19 protein-coding genes are annotated in these 19,144 nt (G+C 64.6%); 7 read left to right on the plus strand and 12 right to left on the minus strand.

Annotated features, from left to right (window positions below; all coding sequences use genetic code 11):
- The first annotated feature begins 16 nt into the window (after window positions 1-16).
- The 4 genes from EN943_RS01120 to EN943_RS01135 all read left to right on the plus strand — a co-directional run bounded on the left by EN943_RS01120 (window position 17) and on the right by EN943_RS01135 (window position 1,782).
- A complete protein-coding gene (locus EN943_RS01120; protein ID WP_013528591.1) occupies window positions 17-304 on the plus strand; it encodes a DUF1330 domain-containing protein in 288 nt (95 codons plus the stop codon).
- 259 nt (window positions 305-563) lie between these two features.
- Entirely contained in the window at window positions 564-884 is a 321-nt protein-coding gene (locus tag EN943_RS01125; protein ID WP_023814190.1) for a helix-turn-helix domain-containing protein, read from the plus strand.
- A complete protein-coding gene (locus EN943_RS01130; protein ID WP_127411170.1) occupies window positions 881-1,363 on the plus strand; it encodes an SRPBCC family protein in 483 nt (160 codons plus the stop codon). The genes EN943_RS01125 and EN943_RS01130 overlap by 4 nt, the downstream gene beginning before the upstream one ends.
- A gap of 2 nt (window positions 1,364-1,365) precedes the next feature.
- A complete protein-coding gene (locus EN943_RS01135; RefSeq protein WP_127411171.1) occupies window positions 1,366-1,782 on the plus strand; it encodes a GFA family protein in 417 nt (138 codons plus the stop codon).
- 26 nt (window positions 1,783-1,808) lie between these two features.
- On the opposite strand, the gene EN943_RS01140 is transcribed toward EN943_RS01135, so the two are convergent.
- From EN943_RS01140 to EN943_RS01170, 7 genes are all read right to left on the minus strand, one after another.
- A complete protein-coding gene (locus EN943_RS01140) occupies window positions 1,809-3,095 on the minus strand; it encodes a low temperature requirement protein A (protein ID WP_206522725.1) in 1,287 nt (428 codons plus the stop codon).
- A gap of 67 nt (window positions 3,096-3,162) precedes the next feature.
- The gene (locus EN943_RS01145) at window positions 3,163-4,230 is read right to left on the minus strand and encodes a D-alanine:D-lactate ligase-like protein (RefSeq protein WP_127411172.1); all 1,068 of its coding nucleotides are present in this window, start codon (window positions 4,228-4,230) and stop codon (window positions 3,163-3,165) included.
- Window positions 4,231-4,360: 130 nt separating this feature from the next.
- Window positions 4,361-5,242, minus strand: a complete 882-nt coding sequence (locus EN943_RS01150; RefSeq protein ID WP_127411173.1) for an SMP-30/gluconolactonase/LRE family protein — start codon at window positions 5,240-5,242, stop codon at window positions 4,361-4,363.
- Window positions 5,242-5,880, minus strand: a complete 639-nt coding sequence (locus EN943_RS01155) for a 2-dehydro-3-deoxy-6-phosphogalactonate aldolase (RefSeq protein WP_127411174.1) — start codon at window positions 5,878-5,880, stop codon at window positions 5,242-5,244. The genes EN943_RS01150 and EN943_RS01155 overlap by 1 nt, the downstream gene beginning before the upstream one ends.
- Window positions 5,877-6,830: a 2-dehydro-3-deoxygalactonokinase gene (locus EN943_RS01160; protein WP_127411175.1), complete on the minus strand. Its 954-nt coding sequence runs from the start codon at window positions 6,828-6,830 to the stop codon at window positions 5,877-5,879. Before EN943_RS01160 ends, EN943_RS01155 begins: the two co-directional genes overlap by 4 nt.
- On the minus strand, window positions 6,827-7,594 hold the full coding sequence (locus tag EN943_RS01165) for an SDR family oxidoreductase (RefSeq protein WP_127411176.1): 768 nt from the start codon (window positions 7,592-7,594) through the stop codon (window positions 6,827-6,829). The genes EN943_RS01160 and EN943_RS01165 overlap by 4 nt, the downstream gene beginning before the upstream one ends.
- Before the next feature lie 266 nt (window positions 7,595-7,860).
- Window positions 7,861-9,210: an EAL domain-containing protein gene (locus EN943_RS01170; protein ID WP_127411177.1), complete on the minus strand. Its 1,350-nt coding sequence runs from the start codon at window positions 9,208-9,210 to the stop codon at window positions 7,861-7,863.
- A 232-nt stretch (window positions 9,211-9,442) separates the two neighbouring features.
- Here EN943_RS01170 and gshB point away from each other — a divergent pair, with 232 nt between their 5' ends.
- The 3 genes from gshB to EN943_RS01185 all read left to right on the plus strand — a co-directional run bounded on the left by gshB (window position 9,443) and on the right by EN943_RS01185 (window position 12,889).
- The gene (gene gshB, locus EN943_RS01175; protein WP_127411178.1) at window positions 9,443-10,384 is read left to right on the plus strand and encodes a glutathione synthase; all 942 of its coding nucleotides are present in this window, start codon (window positions 9,443-9,445) and stop codon (window positions 10,382-10,384) included.
- Between the two features lie 183 nt (window positions 10,385-10,567).
- Window positions 10,568-12,100 (plus strand): YifB family Mg chelatase-like AAA ATPase, encoded by a 1,533-nt coding sequence (locus EN943_RS01180; RefSeq protein WP_127411179.1) that lies wholly within the window; start codon window positions 10,568-10,570, stop codon window positions 12,098-12,100.
- A 249-nt stretch (window positions 12,101-12,349) separates the two neighbouring features.
- On the plus strand, window positions 12,350-12,889 hold the full coding sequence (locus EN943_RS01185) for a J domain-containing protein (RefSeq protein ID WP_127411180.1): 540 nt from the start codon (window positions 12,350-12,352) through the stop codon (window positions 12,887-12,889).
- Between the two features lie 66 nt (window positions 12,890-12,955).
- On the opposite strand, the gene EN943_RS01190 is transcribed toward EN943_RS01185, so the two are convergent.
- The 5 genes from EN943_RS01190 to EN943_RS01210 form a co-directional block, all read right to left on the minus strand.
- On the minus strand, window positions 12,956-15,124 hold the full coding sequence (locus tag EN943_RS01190; protein ID WP_127411181.1) for a malate synthase G: 2,169 nt from the start codon (window positions 15,122-15,124) through the stop codon (window positions 12,956-12,958).
- 98 nt (window positions 15,125-15,222) lie between these two features.
- Window positions 15,223-17,265, minus strand: coding sequence for a hydantoinase/oxoprolinase family protein (locus EN943_RS01195; protein WP_127411182.1), 2,043 nt, complete (start codon window positions 17,263-17,265; stop codon window positions 15,223-15,225).
- Between the two features lie 252 nt (window positions 17,266-17,517).
- A complete protein-coding gene (locus EN943_RS01200) occupies window positions 17,518-18,144 on the minus strand; it encodes a CDGSH iron-sulfur domain-containing protein (protein WP_127411183.1) in 627 nt (208 codons plus the stop codon).
- Window positions 18,145-18,258: 114 nt separating this feature from the next.
- Window positions 18,259-18,630: a hypothetical protein gene (locus EN943_RS01205; protein ID WP_127411184.1), complete on the minus strand. Its 372-nt coding sequence runs from the start codon at window positions 18,628-18,630 to the stop codon at window positions 18,259-18,261.
- 124 nt (window positions 18,631-18,754) lie between these two features.
- Window positions 18,755-19,111 carry a hypothetical protein gene (locus tag EN943_RS01210; protein WP_127411185.1) on the minus strand — a complete coding sequence of 119 codons (357 nt, stop codon included), beginning with the start codon at window positions 19,109-19,111 and terminating at the stop codon, window positions 18,755-18,757.
- Window positions 19,112-19,144 lie beyond the last annotated feature (33 nt).

Raw genomic sequence — 19,144 nt, forward strand, 5'->3', positions numbered from 1 at the left:
TTCGGAGACCAAGAAAATGCCCAAGGGATACTGGATCGCCCGTGTCGATGTGCGCGACGCGGAAGGCTACAAGGACTACGTCGCCGCCGCCAAGCCTGCCTTCGAGCGCTTCGGCGCGAAATTCCTGGCGCGCGGCGGCGAGCATGAAAAGGCCGAAGGACCCGGCCGGGCACGCAATGTCATCATCGAGTTCGAATCGCTCGCCGCCGCGCATGATTGCTACCATTCGCCGGAATACCAGCGCGCCGCCGCCATCCGTCAGAAGGTCGCCGACGGCGAGATCGTTCTGGTCGAGGGCGCCTGAGGTCCTTGCGAGCATAGTTCCGAAGAAGTCATTCCGGTTTTCGCCGGAGATCACGTTCAAAATCGGATAAAGCCTGGCGGCGTTTGAAGCCCCGCAGGCTCATTTTGCATATCTTTGCTCCGCGAATTCACGGTGATCTGCCTAGCGCAGTTGCCGGGTGCGAAGCCGTGCCGACGAGCGGTCATTCAACGCGGGTCGGATGGCCGGTTGACATGCAGGTATTTACCTGCATATTGTGCCTTACAACAGAGTGAGGCAGATGGACGCCGACAAGGTTTTCAAGGCGCTGGGCGACCCGACACGCAGAAGGCTGCTTGACCTTCTGTGCGAGCAGAACGGGCAGACACTCGGTCAGCTTTGCGAAAACCTGGACATGGCCAGGCAATCCGCCACCCAGCACCTCGACCTGCTGGAGGCGGCCAATCTGGTGAGCACAGTCAAGCGCGGCCGCGAAAAGCTGCATTTCATCAATCCCGTGCCGCTGCACGAAGTCTACGAGCGCTGGGTACGGAAATTCGAACGGCAGCGGCTCAGCCTGCTGCACGACCTGAAGCAAGAACTCGAAGGAGAAGAGCAATGACCAGGGAAACGACCAGCTTTGTCTACGTGACCTATATCCGCTCGACGCCGCAGAAGGTGTTCGAGGCCATAGTCAAGCCCGATGTCGCAAAACGCTACTGGGGCCACGAGAACGTCTCGGAATGGACGCCGGGCTCGAAATGGGAGCATATCCGCGCCAATGATGAACGGACCGTAGAACTCGTCGGCAAGGTCGTCGAGATTTCGCCGCCGACCCGCCTCGTCATCACCTGGGCGAACGCTTCGCAGGCGCACGATCCGTCGAAAACCAGCCGGGTGACGTTCGCCATCGAGGAATACGACACCATGGTGCGGCTGACCGTCAGCCATGACGAGCTCGAAGCCGGCAGCGGCATGGCGAAAGGCGTCAGCCAGGGCTGGCCGGCGGTGCTGTCGAGCATGAAATCCTTCCTTGAAACCGGCAGCGGCATCGACATTTTCGCCAAGCCGAAATCAGCCCTGATCGCCGCGGGAGAATAACGATGACCAAGCGCTATACCGGCGGCTGCGCATGCGGCGCGATCCGCTATGAAACCAATGACGAGCCGATCTTTCAGAACCACTGCCAGTGCAGTGATTGCCAGAAGCGCTCAGGCACCGGCCACGGATCCTACCTGACCTTCGGCCAGCGCACCGATATGGCCATTACCGGGGAGGTGAGCACCTGGCGCGTGGCGGGCGCCAGCGGCAATGAAAAAATCCACACCTTCTGTCCAACCTGCGGAACGCCGGTCTTTCTGATATCCGTCGCCATGCCGGAATTTATAGCGGTCCACGCGGCCAGCCTCGACGATCCGGAACAGTTCAGCCCGCAGATGGTGACCTACACGAGCCACGGCCATGCTTGGGACAAGATGGATCCGTCCTTGCAAGCGGTCGAGCGAATGCCTGGCGGGTAGCGTCTGCTGGTTATAACCCGCCGACACTATTCGTGAGTTAGCGGGGCCGCCCCGTGGCGTGTCGAGTGCTCTTCGCCGGCGAGCGCTTCCGCCTGGTGGCGGTGCCCGAGCATTTCGTAGCCAACGACGGTAACTGCTGGCGCCAGCATCAAGATGATCAGGCAGATCGCCATGTCGACGCCCGCAAGCGCTGCAAGAATGGCAAGCGCCACGACCGCTGCGGTCGCGACCAGCAGCCAGATGTGGAACGGGTCGAAGCGCTGAACAAGATAGGTGTAGAGCGCATAGATCGCCGCCAGAAACACAGCGACGGGAACAGCTGTCGCGAGCAGTGTCGCAAGTGGCCCGATATGCGCCTTGTGCTCAATGAAATAGGCCGCGACATGCAGCCCGGCACCGGTGGCGACGATTGCCGCGACGATCACCATTTGCCCGTAGCCCCAAACGAATGCGCGATTTCGGTGGGCATGAAGGATCGGCGCTGACGGCAGCATATAGTAGACCCACCACATGCCGAAGGTGAGCCCGGTGCCGGCGATGCAGACCAGCGCCGCATCCATGGTCCAGCCCTGCTCCTCGACCACGGCGGACAAGGTGGCGAGGGTGCCGACGACCCCCTCACCCAAAGCGATGATGGCAAACAGGCTGTAGCGCTCGGCCATGTGGTGCGCATGCCAGGGCGTGCCGCCATCCCTGCTTTCGGCGATCACCGGCCCGGCCATTTCGATCAGCCCGAGAATGGCAGCGAGGATGATGCTGGTGCCGACCGGGAAATCGACGACGATCTGCACCACCCAGCCGATCTGGGCGACCGCGATTGCCGCGGCGTAGGTCAGGCAGGCACGACGCCGGACAGGGTCCTGACGGGCAGCACGCAGCCACTGGAAGATCATCGCCGCCCGCATGATGACATAGCCCAGCACCATCACCGAATTGTTGAGGTGCTCGCCGTGCTCGATGGAGGCGAACATGCGTGGCAGGCCGATCGCCAGCACCAGCACGCCGATCATCTGCACCATGGTGACGAGCCGGAAAATCCAATCGTCGGTGTCATAGGCGGAAGAAAACCAGGAGAAATTGATCCACGCCCAGCAAATGGCGAAGCTGGCGAAAGCGAAACCAAGCAGGGCCGCCGAATAATGGCCTTCGGCCAGCGCATGGGCGAGTTGCGACGAGGCAAAGCTGAACGCCGTCACGAAGGTCAGGTCGAACAGAAGCTCGAGTGGCGTCGCGACGCGATGCACCTCATGCGGATCGCGCCCGGCCATGCGCCTGACATGATGGTGGAGGGGTTCGACGGGCGTTGTGTTCATCGCGCGGCCTTCTCTAGGAGTCGTTGGCCGACACTAGAGGCAGGGCGAAAGCCGTCAAGGCGCGCAGCTATCGGTCGACGCCGATCAGCCGGCTGGCGGCGGTCTCGGCCATGGCGTCGGCCAGTTCGAGGCCCCATTGCTGGCGGCAATAGGCGCGAAAATCGAAGCAGGGCAGGCCGGGGCAGACCTCGAACTCGATGAGGTGGACGGTGTCGTCGGCCTCAACCCTGAGATCGATGGAAAACACATCGCGCAGGCCGAGCCCGCTCATCAGCCGCCCGGCGATCGCACGTATCGTGGCGTCGGCGGTCGGCTGGCTATCGGCGACCGCGACAAGTTCCGGTTCGGCGTAATGTCCCGCCGCTTTCGCCGCCTCGCCGGTGTCGCCGTAGAGCGCCAGGCTGTCGGCCATGGTCTGGAAATCGGCGCCTGAATCGACAAAGGCCACGCCAAGCGCTTCGACCCCGGCACCTTGCATCAGGCCGAGGAAACTGGCGCGCACGTTGCGGCCGGCGACATAGGGCTGGATGACGACATCGTCGCGATAGGCCGAAAAGACGCGCCGGCTAAGCTCCAGTGCATGGCCGAGCTCGGCCACACGCGAATCCGGCCAGATGCCGATCTTGGCGCCAAGCCGGTTGGGCTTGACGAACCAGCCGGCGCGCGAGGCCGGCGGCTCGACCAGCCATCGGCCGTCACGCGCGAGCCCAGCCTGTGGCACCGGCAGGCCGAGCGCGCCGAGCACGGCGCCGGAGCGGAACTTGTCCTGGCAGAGCGCGAACAGCGCATCGTCGGCGCCGATTGTCTTGAAACCGCCCAGTCGCGCCAAAGCGGGCGCCGCCCCGCCCCGGAAATAGGCAATGCCGTCGGTCAGCGTCCAGACCAGCGTTGTGCTGGGGTGCTCGCCGGCGAGCACGCTCGCGGCGTCATCCAGCGCCACCGGCGTGAACGACAGGCCGCGTGCCTGGCAGGCGCGGTCAAGCGCCTCGAATTCAGGAGCGAGATCGGTCGACTGCGCCAGATAGGACGCGATTTCGGCGGCGCGCTGCGGCGCATGACCGTCGGCGACCAGACGGTCGAAACAAGCCTTCTCCAGCTCATGGACAAGGATCAGTCTTCGTTTTGTGCTCGTCATGGCTTCAACGGTTTCCGGCGGCGGGGGCCACCTACCATCGCACGGCCGATACTATCGGCTCTCGCGAAACCGACATGGCGCGGGCGCCTGCGTGACAGCACCGGCATGGAGCCGGGAAGGCCGGCCTTGCTCAGGCGATCAGCACGCGCGGCTCGAAGCGGCCATTGACGGGAATATCGAGCAGAAAGGTCATGCCGCCCTGCAGATCCAGCAGACGCTGCTTCTCATCCTTGCCCGACCACGCGGAGGTAACCGCCAGCCGATCGGCCTTGGCGCCGACAAAGGCCGGGCAGGACGGTTGCGTCACCGGCATGGCAACCGTGCGGACGAGCTTGCCGTCGGGACCATAGGCTTCGATGACGCTGCCGCCCCAGACGGCATTCCACAGGATGCCGTCGCGGTCGAGCACAGACCCGTCGATATAGCCCTTGGCCGAGCGGTGGTCGACGAACAGCTTCGGCTCACCGGCAGGCAGACCGGTCGCCGGGTCGCAGGCGACGCGCATCAGCAGCCCGGTCGAGGTGTCGGTGTAGTAGGCGATCGTGCCATCCTCGGTAAAACAGATCGAATTGGAGACGGTGATGTCCGAAAACAGGCGGCGCAGTTCGCCCTTGAAAAACCAGTAGATCGAACCCGCGCCTTTTTCCTCGCCTTTGCCCATCGTGCCTATCCACAAGGCGCCGCAGGGATGGACCCGGGAATCGTTGGAGCGCGTGACCGGATTGTCGGCCTCGACAGGCGTGTGCAGCGTCAGTTTGCCGGTCGCGACGTCGCGCACATAAAGGCCGGTCTCGGCGGCGATCAGCTGGCGCTTGTCGTCGATGACGGCGATGGCGCTCGCCATTTGACCAAGCTCATGGACGGTGGTCGCGCCGCCGGACAGCCGCTTTTCCAGAAGCTGGCTGTTGACGATGTCGAACCAGTAGAGCGTATCGGTGGCGGGATCGTAGCTCGGCCCCTCGCCGAGCTGGCAGACGTGATCGGAAAAAACCGAAACGATCGCTTCGCTCATCATGCCTCTCCGAACACCACATCCCAGGCCGCGACGGCAGCTTGCGCACGCGCGGACACCTCGTCGACGCTCATGCCAGGCTTGAACAGGCTGGATCCCAATCCAAAGGCGGTCACGCCGGCCGCCTTGTAGCCGGCAAAATCTTTTTCGGAGACGCCACCGACGGCGCCGACCAGCGTTTGCGCCGGCAACACGGCGCGCATCGCGGAAATGCCGCCAGCACCGAGCACGCTCGCCGGGAAGAATTTCAGCGCCGAGGCGCCGAGCTTGATCGCCAGGAAGGCTTCGGTCGGCGTGAACACGCCGGGCATCGTCACCATGCCGTAGTGCATGGCGCGCGCCATCACCTCGGCATCGATATTGGGACTGACCAGCAGCCGCCCGCCGGCCTGGTGCAAGCCATCGACATCGGCCGGCGTCAGCACCGTGCCGGCGCCGACCAGCGCCGTTTTCGGCAGCACTTGGACGATGCGGGCGATCGACGAGAACGGTTGCGGTGAGTTCAGCGGCACTTCGATCGCCTCGATGCCAGCGTCGAACAGCGCCTGGCCCATGGCCATCGCCTCGGTGGGCTTGAGCCCGCGAAGGATGGCAACCAGGCCGCGCTTGAGTTTTGGAAACGGTGCGGTCTGGCTCATCGGGTAACTCCAATTCTGGCGATCATGCCATTCTCACGCGCCGCCTCGACGAGACCGGCACGCACTGCCTCGTCGGCGTCGACGGCCCGGACCTTAAGCCCGGCAAGACCAAGTGCGGCCTGGTAGAGCGCGGCCAGCGCGCCGGACGCAATCAGCACCACGGGTTCCGCGCCGGCGCCGTGACGGCGGCTGGCGGAGGCGATCTCGCCGCCGATCAGAAGGCCGGACAGGCAGGCTGCGGCATCGTCGGCTTTCAGATCCTGCAGCAGGCCGGCGGCGCGGATGGAAAACAGCCGCGAGGTGACATCGCCGCCTTCGCCAAGCGCCGTTTCGCACCAGCGGCGGAAGAACGGATTGTCCGATGTGACCGGCTTGGGGTGCTCGCCGAGCGAATGACGCAGGATCGAATGCGCGGCAAGCACGGAAAACAGCTCACCGGTCGGCCAGGTGCCGAAGCCGGCAACCGCGCCATCCTCGACCAGCACCCATTTCGAATGGGTGCCGGGCATGCAGACCAGCTGACGCCCCTTGGCCGGCAGGCCGGCGCCGGCAAGCTGCGTTTCCTCGCCGCGCATGACGTCGGGCGCATCGGCCAGCCGCTGGGCAAGGCCCGGAACGATGCGGATGTCGCGGCTCTGGCCGGGAACGCTGGCGGCACCCGCAAGGATGGCGCTAAGCGGCGCCGGCACCGTGACATAGGGCGCTTCTAGCCAGCCCTGGCGGGATCCGGCCATGCCGCAGATGATGACGGGCAGCGCCGCTGGTGCTCCCATCGCCGCCAGATGCCCTTCGAGGATGGTCGAAAAGCCCTTCTGCTGGGCGGTGATCAGGCCATCATCGCCACGGCGTTCGGCAACCACCTTGCCTTGCCCATCGATCAGCCAGGCCCGCATGCGGGTCGTGCCCCAGTCGACGGCGGCGACCGCCGGTGCGTTGCCGGCTGGGTTCACAGGAAACCTCCATCGACGATCAGCATCTGCGCTGTCAGCATGCGCGAGGCGTCCGAGGCGAGGAACAGCACGGTGCCGACGATGTCGTCGGGCTGCATCACCTGCTTGATGCACTGCTTGGCGACATGGGCGGCAAGCGCCTGTTCGGTCACCCAGAGCTCCTTCTGCCGCTCGGTGATCACCCAGCCAGGCGCAATGGCGTTGACGCGGATGCCATCGACGCCGAGCTTGCCGGCCAGCCCCTTGGTAAGACCGAGGATACCGGCCTTGGCGGCCGTGTAGGACGGCATGTCGGGGTGGTTGATCAGATAGGATGTCGAGGTGAAGTTGATGATCGAGCCGCCGCCGGCCCGCTTCATGCCCGGCGCCACCGCTTGCGCGGTGAAGAAATGCGGCCGCAGATTGATCGCCTGGTTGTTGTCCCAGAACTCGACCGTCACGTCCTCGACGGCGTGGCGTTCATCCCAGGCGGCATTGTTGACCAGCACGGTGACATCGCCATGCGCCTCGACGGCTTTCGCGGCGGACGCACGCAGAGCCTCGACGTCGCGCAAATCGGTCTTGAGATAGAGCGGCCTCTTGCCGAACTCTTTCTCGATGCGGTCGGCAAGGGCCGTGCTCGGGCCGTCGGCGATGTCGATGAAGGCGACATTGGCGCCCTGGCGCACAAAACCCTCGGTCAGTGAAGCACCTATTCCGGAGCCGCCGCCGGTGATCAGCACCGAGGCTCCTTCGAGGTCGGCAAAATGCGCCGATGGCATCATCGTTGTTGTCTCCCAGCGCATGACCCCGAAAATCGGATCGATTTTCGGAAAGGGATCATGCGCAAATGTTAAATGCTACAGCGTCCTTTGCGCGTCTTGGAAGACGCGCGGCGCTGTAGCGTGGCCGGCGCGCATCCTAGCCACGCAAGGCGCGTGGGCAAGGGCGAAAGACCGGATTTCTGGGCTTATGTCAGACAAAACGACAATGCGCCGCACCGGATGCGCATGGCGGCACCGTCGGGATTACGGACTACGGGGATCGCCGGTCAGATCGCCTTGGCGCGCAAGGCGCCGCGGAAAGAATCTCGGAGATAGCCGAGCGTGGCGTCGGCGTCGACCGGCTTGCCGAACAGATAGCCTTGCCCGCCGGCGCAGCCGAACTGGACCAGGCGGTCGGCCTGCGCTTCCTGCTCGATGCCTTCGGCGACGACATCCATGCCGAGCCCCTCGCACATTGCGAGAATGGCGCGGATGATGTGTTCGGACGGCCTGTCATCGAGAATGGAAGAGACGAAGGCGCGGTCGATCTTGAGCTTGTCGAAATGGAATTCGCGCAAGCGGCCGAGAGAGGACTGGCCGGTGCCGAAATCGTCGAGCGAGACGCGGATGCCGACGCGGCGCAGATCCTCGACGATCTGCGCGGCCGAGGCCGGGTCGTTCATCAGGCCGGTCTCGGTGATCTCGATCTCCAGCCGGCGCGGATCGAAGCCGGTGCGGTCTAGGATCGCCAGTATGTGCAGGCCGGTGTTCTGGTCGACGAGCTGCGATGGCGACAGGTTAAACGACAGGAACAGGTCCTTCGGCCAGCTTCGGGCCGCTTCGGTCGCCTTGCGCAGCACCAACTGCGACAGCGGGCCGATGATGCCGCGCTCCTCGGCGATGGGGATGAAGACGGTTGGCGGCACCGAGCCGAGATCGCGATCGGTCCAGCGCGCCAGCGTCTCGAAGCCGATGGTGCGGCGCGTGGCGAGATCGACGATGGGCTGGAAATGCGGCTCCACCTCGCCGGCCGAGACAGCCCGGCGCAGCGCCTGTTCGATGCGGGTGACGCGCTTGGCCGCCTCTTCCATCTCACGGGTGTAGACGACGACGCGGCCACGGCCGGAACGCTTGGCGTGATAGAGCGCCGTCTCGGCCTTGTTGATGAGGATTTCCGTGGTCTCGTCGCCCGAATAGAACAGCGAGCAGCCGACCGAGGCCGAAAGCCTGGCGGTGCGTTCGCCGACATCATAGGGCGCTGACAGGATCTCGATCAGCATGCGCGATTTTTCGGCCGCTGCATCCTCTGAGAACACCATCGGATAGAGAAAGGCGAATTCGTCGGCACCGATGCGGCAGACTGTGGAATGGCCGTCCATCGAGGCGCGCAGCCGCATCGCCACCTGGATCAGGATGTCGTCTCCGGCCTTGTGGCCGAACAAATCGTTGATCGGCTTGAAGCCGTCGAGGTCGAGAATGCCGACGGTAAAGGGCGCGGGATCGTCGGCACGGTCGGCGATCAGGCGAGCGACCTTGTCGAAGAAGCGGCGATGGTTGCCAAGCCCGGTCAACGGATCGGTGAATGCCAGATCCGTGCTCTCCCTGTTTGCCTGACCGGTGCCAAACGAAGTTTGCATCGGTGTCCCTGTTTTGTGACGTCGGAATTTAGTTTCAGACTGGCAGCAAACCCTTTAGGAAACGTATCGCGAAATCGATTTTCCATGGGTAACCGCGACCTGTTTCGAATGATCGATGAACGCAGCGCATTCGGGTGTCAGATTGCCAATCCTAGGAATGTCGCGATTGGCAGACGGGCAATGAGCCTGTACAGGCAAGACAGTTGTCCATCCGAGCCGCCGGAGACCCGTCATGAAGCTGAAAATCGCCGTCCAGATGGACCACATCTCCACGGTGTCGATCGCCGGCGACACCTCGTTCGCGCTGTCGCTGGAAGCGCAGCGGCGCGGCCATGAGCTGTTCCACTACACGCCGGACCGGCTGTCGTTGCGCGACGGCAAGGTGTTTGCCCGCATCGAGGAAATGCAGGTGCGCGACGAGAAGGGCAGCCACTATTCGCTGGGCGAGAAGGTGCGCACCGACCTCTCGGAAATGGATGTCGTCCTGCTGCGCCAGGATCCGCCGTTCGACATGAACTACATCACCACCACGCACATCCTGGAGCGCATCCATCCGAAAACGCTCGTGGTCAACGATCCGGCCTGGGTGCGCAACAGCCCCGAAAAGATCTTCGTCACCGAATTTGCCGACCTGATGCCGGACACGCTGATCACCAAGGATCCGCTCGAAGTTGCCGCCTTCCGCAAAGAGTTCGGCGACATCATCGTCAAGCCGCTCTACGGCAATGGCGGCGCCGGCATCTTCCATCTGCTCGAGGGCGACCGCAACCTTGCCTCGCTGCTGGAGATGTTCGGCCAGATGTTCCGCGAACCCTATATCGTGCAGCGCTATCTCAAGGACGTGCGCAAGGGCGACAAGCGCATCATCCTGATCGACGGCGAGCCGGTCGGCGCCATCAACCGGGTGCCGGCCGAGCATGATTCCCGCTCCAACATGCATGTCGGCGGGCGCGCCGAAAGGACCGAACTGACGGCGCGCGAACGCGAGATCTGCGCCCGCATCGGCCCATCGCTGAAGGAGCGCGGCTTCATCCTGGTCGGCATCGACGTGATCGGCGACTACATGACCGAGATCAACGTGACCTCGCCGACCGGCGTGCGCGAGGTCAAACGCTTCGGCGGCGCTGACATCGCCAGCCTGTTCTGGGATGCGGTCGAGGGCAAGCGGGGGTAAGCCGTTTTCATTTTGTCTTAACCATGTTCCGTTTTTACAACCGCGCTCGATTCCGCCGCAACCCAAGCGGTCATGTGTTCCCGTAATGTTCTTGATTTGACCGTGGAAGTGTGATTGTCTGCCCCAGGGGGCCGTTCCTGGCCTGAACGCAGGGCTGGGGCCAGCCTGAATTGGGGTTGCACGATGGTGGCGCGGGTTCGCACGGTCGCTTTCCAAGGCATCGAGGCCGTGCCGGTCGACGTGCAGGTGATGATCGCGCCCGGCAAGGTCAACATGCACATCGTCGGCCTGGGCGACAAGGCGGTGGCCGAAAGCCGCGAGCGGGTGCAGGCCGCACTGCATGCTTCCGGCCTGTCGATGCCGTCGAAGAAAGTCACGGTCAATCTGGCGCCGGCCGACCTGCCGAAGGAAGGCAGTCATTACGACCTGCCGATCGCGCTTGGCCTGATGGCTGCCCTTGGCGCCATTCCGGGCGACATGCTGGCCGGCTATGTCGTGCTTGGAGAATTGTCGCTCGACGGCACGATTGCCGCGGTAGCCGGCGCCTTGCCGGCGGCGATCGCCGCCAATGCCGAGGGCAAGGGCCTGATCTGCCCGTTCGCCTGCGGGCCGGAAGCGGCCTGGGCGGGCAAGGATTTCGACATTCTGGCGCCGCGCAGCCTGATTGCCATCGCCAACCATTTCCGCGGCACGCAGGTGCTGTCGCGCCCCGAGGCCGGCATCCACGCCGCGGCGCTGGATTTGCCCGACCTCGCCGACATCAAGGGCCAGGAAACCGCCAAGCGGGCGCTGGAAGTCGCCGCCGCCGGTGGGCATAATCTGCTTATGATCGGCCCGCCGGGATCGGGCAAATCGATGCTGGCGCAGCGGCTGCCGTCGATCCTGCCGCCGCTGGCGCCGAAGGAGCTTCTGGAAGTCTCGATGATCGCCTCGGTGGCGGGAGAGCTCGGCGAAGGCAAATTGACCGACCGGCGGCCGTTCCGCGCGCCGCACCATTCGGCTTCAATGGCGGCGATGGTCGGCGGCGGCATCCGCGCGCGGCCGGGCGAGGTGTCGCTGGCCCATCACGGCGTGCTGTTCCTCGACGAGTTCCCCGAGTTCACGCCGCAGACGCTCGATGCGCTGCGCCAGCCGCTGGAGACCGGCGACTGCATGATCGCGCGGGCGAACCATCGCGTCACCTATCCGGCGCGCATCCAGTTGGTGGCGGCGATGAACCCGTGCCGCTGCGGCATGGCCGGCGAGCCGGGTTATCGCTGCCTGCGCGGCGAGCGCTGCCGCACCGACTATCAGGCGCGCATTTCGGGCCCGCTGCTCGACCGCATCGATCTCAGGATCGAAGTGCCGGCGGTCTTGGCCAGCGACCTGATCCGGCCCGACCGGGCGGAGAAAAGCGCCGATGTGGCGCTGCGCGTGGCACGCGCCCGCACCATCCAGCGCGAACGCTTCGAGCGGCTCGGCGCCACCCGCGCCACCACCAACGCGCATTGCGCGCCCTCGGTCATCGAGGAGATCGCCATGCCGGATGCCGCCGGCCTGTCGCTGCTCAAGGACGCCAGCGAAAAGCTCGCCTTTTCCGCCCGCGCCTACCATCGCGTGCTGAAGGTCGCGAGGACACTGGCCGATCTCGACGCCAGCGAGACGGTCGGCCGCATCCATCTGGCCGAAGCGATCTCTTATCGCATGAGCTCGGAGCGGATGGCGCAGGCGGCGTAGGTCACTCGCCGCCCGACAAGCCGACCACGCCAAATTGCTGCGAATCGATCATCTCCACGGTGCGGCGGACCTGATTGTCCGCTTGGCCGGCGTCCTCACCACCCAACGGCCCCCACCGACCGGGCGTCGGCCATTTTCTTCCTCGTCCAGAAGCGTGGACGTCATCGGCATCGGACCAAAGTCTTGGTCTCTGCATTGGACATTCCTTATTTAGACAATGCGAATATGGTTGTGGTCGGGGAGCCCACTATGTTCATTGACTATTACGAAGTTTTGGAAGTTAGCCCGAACGCCAATTCGGAGACGCTGGAGCGCATATTTCGCTATTTTGCGATGCGCTATCATCCAGACAATCGCGAAACCGGCGATGAAGCCCGCTTCAGTGAAATCGTGGAAGCCCACAACACGCTCAAGGACCCGGTCAAACGCGCTCAATACGACATCGCATACAGGGACCATGCCGGCCTTCGCCGTGAATTGACCGAGGAAGCCAGCAACACCAAAGGCATCGAGCGTGATGTCGTGATCCAGGCCAGGCTGCTGTCGCTGCTTTACGCGAAGCGCCGGCACGACGTCAGCAATCCCGGGATCGGAGATGTGGAGCTCGAACGCCTGTCAGACTGTCCGCGAGAGCATCTCGAGTTTCATCTCTGGTATCTGAAAGCGAAGGGCTGGATAGCAAGAGTGGAAAACGGGACAATCGCGATTACGGTGGAAGGCGTCGATAGGGTCAACTCCGAACACCGTCGCGATCCCACCATCCGGCTCCTGGACCATACAGCTTCCTGACGCCTCACCTCCGGAGGAAGCCAGGCCGAAGACCTGCCGCCCCATTCACCGCAGGGACTGGCCTCTTCAGCTCTGCTGCGCCTTCAGTTCCAGCCGCCGCGCGTGCAGCACCGGCTCGGTGTAGCCGTTGGGCTGGACGCGGCCCTTGAAAACCAGGTCGCAGGCGGCGAGGAAGGCTATCGACTTGTCAAAGTCGGCCGCCATCGGCTGGTAAAGCGGGTCGCCCTCGTTCTGGCGATCGACGATGTCAGCCATGCGCTTCATCGTCGCCATCACCTGGTCCTCGCTGCACACGCCGTGGTGCAGCCAGTTGGCGATGTGCTGTGAAGAAATACGCAGCGTGGCGCGGTCTTCCATCAGGCCGACATCGTTGATGTCAGGCACTTTCGAGCAGCCGACGCCCTGGTCGATCCAGCGCACGACATAGCCAAGAATGCCCTGCGCGTTGTTGTCGAGTTCCTTCTGGATGTCCTCGGGCGACCAGTTCGGCCGCACCGCGACCGGCACCGACAGGATGTCGTCGAGCCTGGCCTTCGGCCGGTTCTTCAGCGCCGCCTGCACGGCGTGGACATCGACCTTGTGATAGTGCGTGGCATGCAGCGTCGCCGCCGTCGGCGACGGCACCCAGGCGGTGTTGGCGCCGGCCCTGGGGTGGGCGATCTTCTGTTCCAGCATGGCAGCCATCAGATCGGGCATTGCCCACATGCCCTTGCCGATCTGGGCGTGGCCAGCCAAGCCGCATTCGAGCCCGATGTCGACATTCCACGCCTCGTAGGCGGAAATCCAGGCGGCCTGCTTCATGTCGCCCTTGCGGATCATCGGGCCGGCTTCCATCGAGGTGTGGATCTCGTCGCCGGTGCGGTCGAGGAAGCCGGTGTTGATGAACACGACGCGCTCTTTTGCGACGCGGATCGCCTCCCTGAGGTTGACGGTGGTGCGCCGCTCCTCGTCCATGATGCCCATCTTGATGGTATTCTCGGTCATGCCGAGCAGCGCTTCGACGCGGTCGAAGATCTCGACGGCGAAAGCGACTTCCTCCGGCCCATGCATCTTGGGTTTCACGACATACATCGAGCCGGCGCGGGAATTGGCGCGGCGGCCGTTCGGCCCTACATCGTGCAGCGCTATCAGCGCCGTCATCGCCGCGTCCAGTATGCCTTCCGGAACCTCATTGCCGTCGCGGTCAAGGATCGCCGGGTTGGTCATCAGGTGGCCGACATTCCTGACCAGCATCAGCGAGCGGCCGGGCACGGTCAGCGTGCCGCCGGCGGGCGCGGTGTAGGAGCGGTCGGGATTGAGCTTGCGGACAAAGCTCTTGCCGCCCTTGGTGATCTCTTCCGCCAGGTCACCCTTCATCAGGCCGAGCCAGTTGCGGTAGACGACGACCTTGTCTGGCGCATCCACCGCCGCGACCGAATCCTCGCAGTCCTGGATGGTGGTCAGCGCCGATTCCAGGATGACATCGGCGATGCCAGCCGGATCGGTGCGGCCGATCTGGTTGTTGCGGTCGATCACGATCTCGATATGCAGGCCGTTGCGCACAAGCAGCACGGCATCGGGATTGGCGGCATCGCCGCGATAGCCGACGAATTGCCTGGGGTCGGCCAGCGTCGTCGAGCCGGCGCCGGCGCTCAGCCGCAAGGCACCTTGCGCCAGCGACAGACCATTGACGCCGGCCCATTTGCCTAGGGTGAGCGGGGCAGCCTCGTCGAGAAAGGTCTTCGTCCAGGCGACGACCTTGGCGCCGCGCGCCGGATTGAAGGCTTTGCCCTTTTCGGCGCCATCCGTTTCGGGGATGGCATCGGTGCCGTAGAGCGCATCGTAGAGCGAACCCCAGCGCGCATTGGCGGCGTTGAGCGCATAGCGCGCATTCATCACCGGCACGACCAGCTGCGGGCCGGCAACGATTGCGATTTCCGGGTCGACATTGTCGGTCGACACGCTGAAGGCCGGGCCTTCGGGAACGAGGTAGCCGATCTCTTTCAGGAAGCCCTTGTAGGCCTCCATATCGACCGGCGCGCCATGCTCGCGATACCAGCCATCTATCTGTTCCTGGATGGCGTCACGCTTTGCCAGCAACGCCCGGTTCTTCGGCGCCAAATCATGGACGATGGCCGAAAAACCGTTCCAGAAGGCGTCCGCTTCGATCCTCGTGCCCGTCAGCGCTTCCCCGGCCACGAACTCATGCAGCTCGCGGGCAATCCGCAATCCGGCGATCTCGATGCGGTCGGTCATCAGGCTACTCCAGATGAAAGGCTTTGCGGGCCTTTGGCATGTCAGGTTTGCCGGGTCAATTCAGCTTAGGGTGAAGGGGGCGTATTTCGCCACCCCGCTCAGACCGCAATGCGTGGCCTTCCCGAGGCCACGGCCACGACATGCGCCTCGATGAACATGCGCTGGGCTTCGACGGTCGAGACCCGGAATTCGGTGGCGACGTCGATCTCGGCGCTGTCGGTGCCGGCTTCCCTGGCGCGCTCCGCGACGATGGCGCGGACATCGGCCTCGGCCGCCGCGATCGCCGTCGCCTCGTCGAGGAAATCGCGTACGGTCTCGCCCGAGGCGAGACGAAACAGCCCTTCCATGGGCTGGCTGACCCGTGCCTCGGCCGAAACCCTGACCTGGCCGACGACGGCGCCGAGCGCGTTGGCGACATCGGTATCCTCCGGCACCACGCAGTCATTGCCGATCAGGTCGGCCAAGCCGGCATAGTGCAGCGGCGCCGAGGCGCCGAGGCCGATGACCGGGCGGTCGAGCGCAACGCTCAGGCGGGCAATGCCGGGATGCGCGTCGACCGCGCGCTGCACCAGGGCGTGCGCCACCGTCGACGCGCCATCGAGCCCGTCCTCGGCAAAGGCGGTTTCGAGGATATATTCGGCCGACCAACGCGTCAGCGTCACCAGCACCCGTTCCGAGATCGCTTCCGGCGAAGCGGCGATGTTCTGGCCACGGCCGTCACGCCTGCGGGCGAACAGTTCGGCGCCGAGGCGCGCGGCAACGGGATCCCAGTTCGCCTGCTTGCCGAGCACGTGGGCGGCGTCCGACGGGGTGAAGCCGGCGACATGCACCAGCCCGCGCGACACCAGCCGGTTCAGCGTCGCGTTCTGGGCGTTCGAGGTCAAAAGCCTGTCGACGGCGAGCGGCACGGCACCAATGGCCTCGTAAAGCCTGGCTTCGGCGCCGGTCAGGCCGGCGGCGAGCCGGTCGGGCACGCCGGTGCGGACCGCGAAACGGCCGTCCATGCGTCCGGGATTGGGCGCGCGCAGCTGGCGCTCCAGCTCTGAAATCACCGCTACGCCATGCGCCATGCCGGCCAGCGCCAACGGCACCAATCTGCGCGGCCCGAGCAGGATCCTGGGGTTGAGCGCGCCATCTTCCAGCGCCACTTCGGAATCGCCGCCGAGGCCGAAGGTGCGCATGGCGACGGCCTCGACCATGGTGCGGAAGCCGCCGACGGTGGCGCCTTCCGGATCGAGCCTGGGACGGCCGCCGTCGAGCACGGCGACGTCAGTGGTGGTGCCGCCGATGTCGGACACCACAGCATTGTCGAGCCCGGTCATGTGGCGGGCGCCGACCAGGCTGGCGGCCGGGCCGGACAGGATGGTCTCGATCGGCCGCTGGCGGGCAAAGGCGGCCGACACCAATGCGCCATCACCGCGCACCACCATCAGCGGTGCCGCGATGTTGCGTGCCTCGAGAAAACCTTCGGTTGCCGCCACCAGCCGATCGATCATCGAGATCAGCCTGGCGTTGAGCAAAGTGGTCAGCGCCCGGCGCGGGCCGCCGAGCTTGGCCGACAGCTCGTGGCTCGATGTGACGGGCAGGCCTGTCTTTTCGCGGATCAGCTCGCGGGCAGCGATCTCATGCGCCGGATTGCGGGTGGCGAAATAGGCGCAGACGGCAAAGCCGGACACCGAGGCGCCGAGTTCCGGCAGCGCCGCTTCCAGTCCGGACAAATCGAGCTTGGCGGCATTGCCGTGCACATCGTGGCCGCCGGGGCAGAAAACCACCGGATCGGTGCCGAGCGCGGCCTTCAGCCCGTCGCGGGCGAGGTCGCCCTCGGAAAAGCCGATCATCACCAGCGCGACGCGGCCGCCCTGGCCCTCGACGAGCGCGTTGGTGGCAAGCGTCGTCGACATCGATACCAGCTTGATATCAGCCGAATCGGTTCCCGCTTTCTGCAGCACCGCGTCGACGGCGCCGGAAATGCCCACGGCAAGATCATGCCTGGTGGTCAGCGCCTTGGCCTTGGCCAGCACCTTGCCCTTGTTCGGGCCTTCTTGCGGGCCTTCCGTTTCAGACCACAACACGGCATCGGTATAGGTGCCGCCGGTGTCGATCCCGAGGAACAGCGGCTTTGGCTTGGTCTTGACGGTCATTTTTTGGCGGCGGTCCGGGTGGCAATTTATTTGTCCCTGCCCTTAGCCGATACGGAGCGGACGATAAAGCCGCGAGCGCTGGGCCAGGTGTAATCTCCCCCCTTGAGGGGGAGATGGCCGGCAGGCCAGAGGGGGTCGCCGCGCGTGAAGCGCTGACCTCATCTTCGCCCTTGCATGGCGTCGCGTCAGGATGTGCCGACCCCCTCTGTCGCCTTCGGCGACATCTCCCCCTCGAGGGGGGAGATTATCCGCTCAACCCACAAACCCCACCTTCTTGTGCGTGCCATCGCAGAACGGCTTGTTGGCGGAATGGCCGCAGCGGCAGAGGAAGGCGCGCTGCGTACGGTCGACCGTATGGCCTGTTCCGGTGACGATCTCGAGATTGCCCTCAAGCTTGAGCGGGCCATTGGTGGTCGGCGTCACTTTCAGCGGACCGTTCCTCGCTTCGAGCGCCGGCGTGTCCTTCAGCGGCGGCTCGCCGGTGGCGGCAAAACCTGACTTGTTGTGGCTGCCGTCGCAGAACGGCTTGTTTTCCGAAGCGCCGCAGCGGCAGAGCGTGGCACGATAAGAAGTCTCGCCGTCGAGCACGATCTCGGCGTGTACCGCCAGCGGGCCGTTTTCCCGCAGCCGCACGGTGTTGACCACCGGTGATTGCTCCTGCGGCCCGCCATCCTTCCTGACATAGGTGATGGCGCCCGAGGGGCAACTTTCGGTGATGGCGACGATCTTCTCGACGCTGGCCGCCTCGGGATGGATCCATTGGCCCGGCGCGTTGGGCACGAAGACATGCGGATCGCCGAGCACGCAGTTGCGCGAATGAATGCAGCGCCTGCCGGAAAACCCGACGTCGATCTTGTCGCTTTCGACCATGCCGGCCATAGCTGGGCTCCTTTTGCCTGAAGCACGTCGCGTCTGAACAGTTCGAGGCGGCGCGCGCTGGGTATTTGCACAGGCTATGGCTCCGGCCCGAAGACCGTCAAGCTGGCAAACCGGTCAGGGGACCAGTTCGATCTCCTCGGTCTCGCCGCCGTTGCAGGTGTAGCAGCAATCCTCGCATTTTTCCGTGTTGCCGGGACCGACGCCCCAATAGGTGCCCTCATCGCCATCGACCCAGGCGCCGTAGCAGATCGATTCGCCCGCGTTGCAGGATATCGGGAGTTGCCTGGTCTCGCCGTCGTCGAGGACGTAGTCCTTGTCCTCGCCTGGCCAGACATAGTCGCGATCCTGGCTGTAGAGCTCGACGCGCATGGCGTTGGGGTGGCTGTTCTTGATGGCGAAGGTGACATCGTCGGCTTGCGCCGCCGACGCGACCAGCATGACGAAGGACAGCGCGGCCAGCATGCGGCGCGCATAGGCATGAAACATGATAACCCCCGAATAAGCGGCCCACCCGGCCGCGGGGCGACCATTGCATGCAGCGCTGAATCGCGGAAGTGGACCGGATGAGCCGATCCCTGACTTAATTTGGGTCCAACGAAACTTCCGCGCTCTACGGCACCAGATCGATCGTCTCGGTGGAATGTTCCACGCAGATGAAGCAGCAGGTGTCGCAGGGCTGGTCATTGTCCGGCCCGACGCCGGCCGAGAGGCTGTCATTGCCGTCGGCCCAGGCGCCATAGCAGATATGTTCGCCCTGATTGCAGGAGAACGGCACGGATTTCTGCGACCCGGGGGCGATCAGGAACACCTTGTCATTGCCCGGCCAGACCGTCTCACGGTCGCGGCTGAACAGCTCGACCGCGACAGATTCCTTGCGCAGGTTCTTGACGAAGAAGGCCATGTCGGCGGCCTGCGCCGAGGCGGTGAAGACCAGCGCCGCCAGTGCAACCATACGAAACAGCGTCACGGCCTGGATCTCCCGAATCATCGCGGCAGAATC

It is taken from the genome of Mesorhizobium sp. M7A.F.Ca.US.006.01.1.1 (assembly GCF_003997935.1).
Lineage (GTDB): Bacteria > Pseudomonadota > Alphaproteobacteria > Rhizobiales > Rhizobiaceae > Mesorhizobium.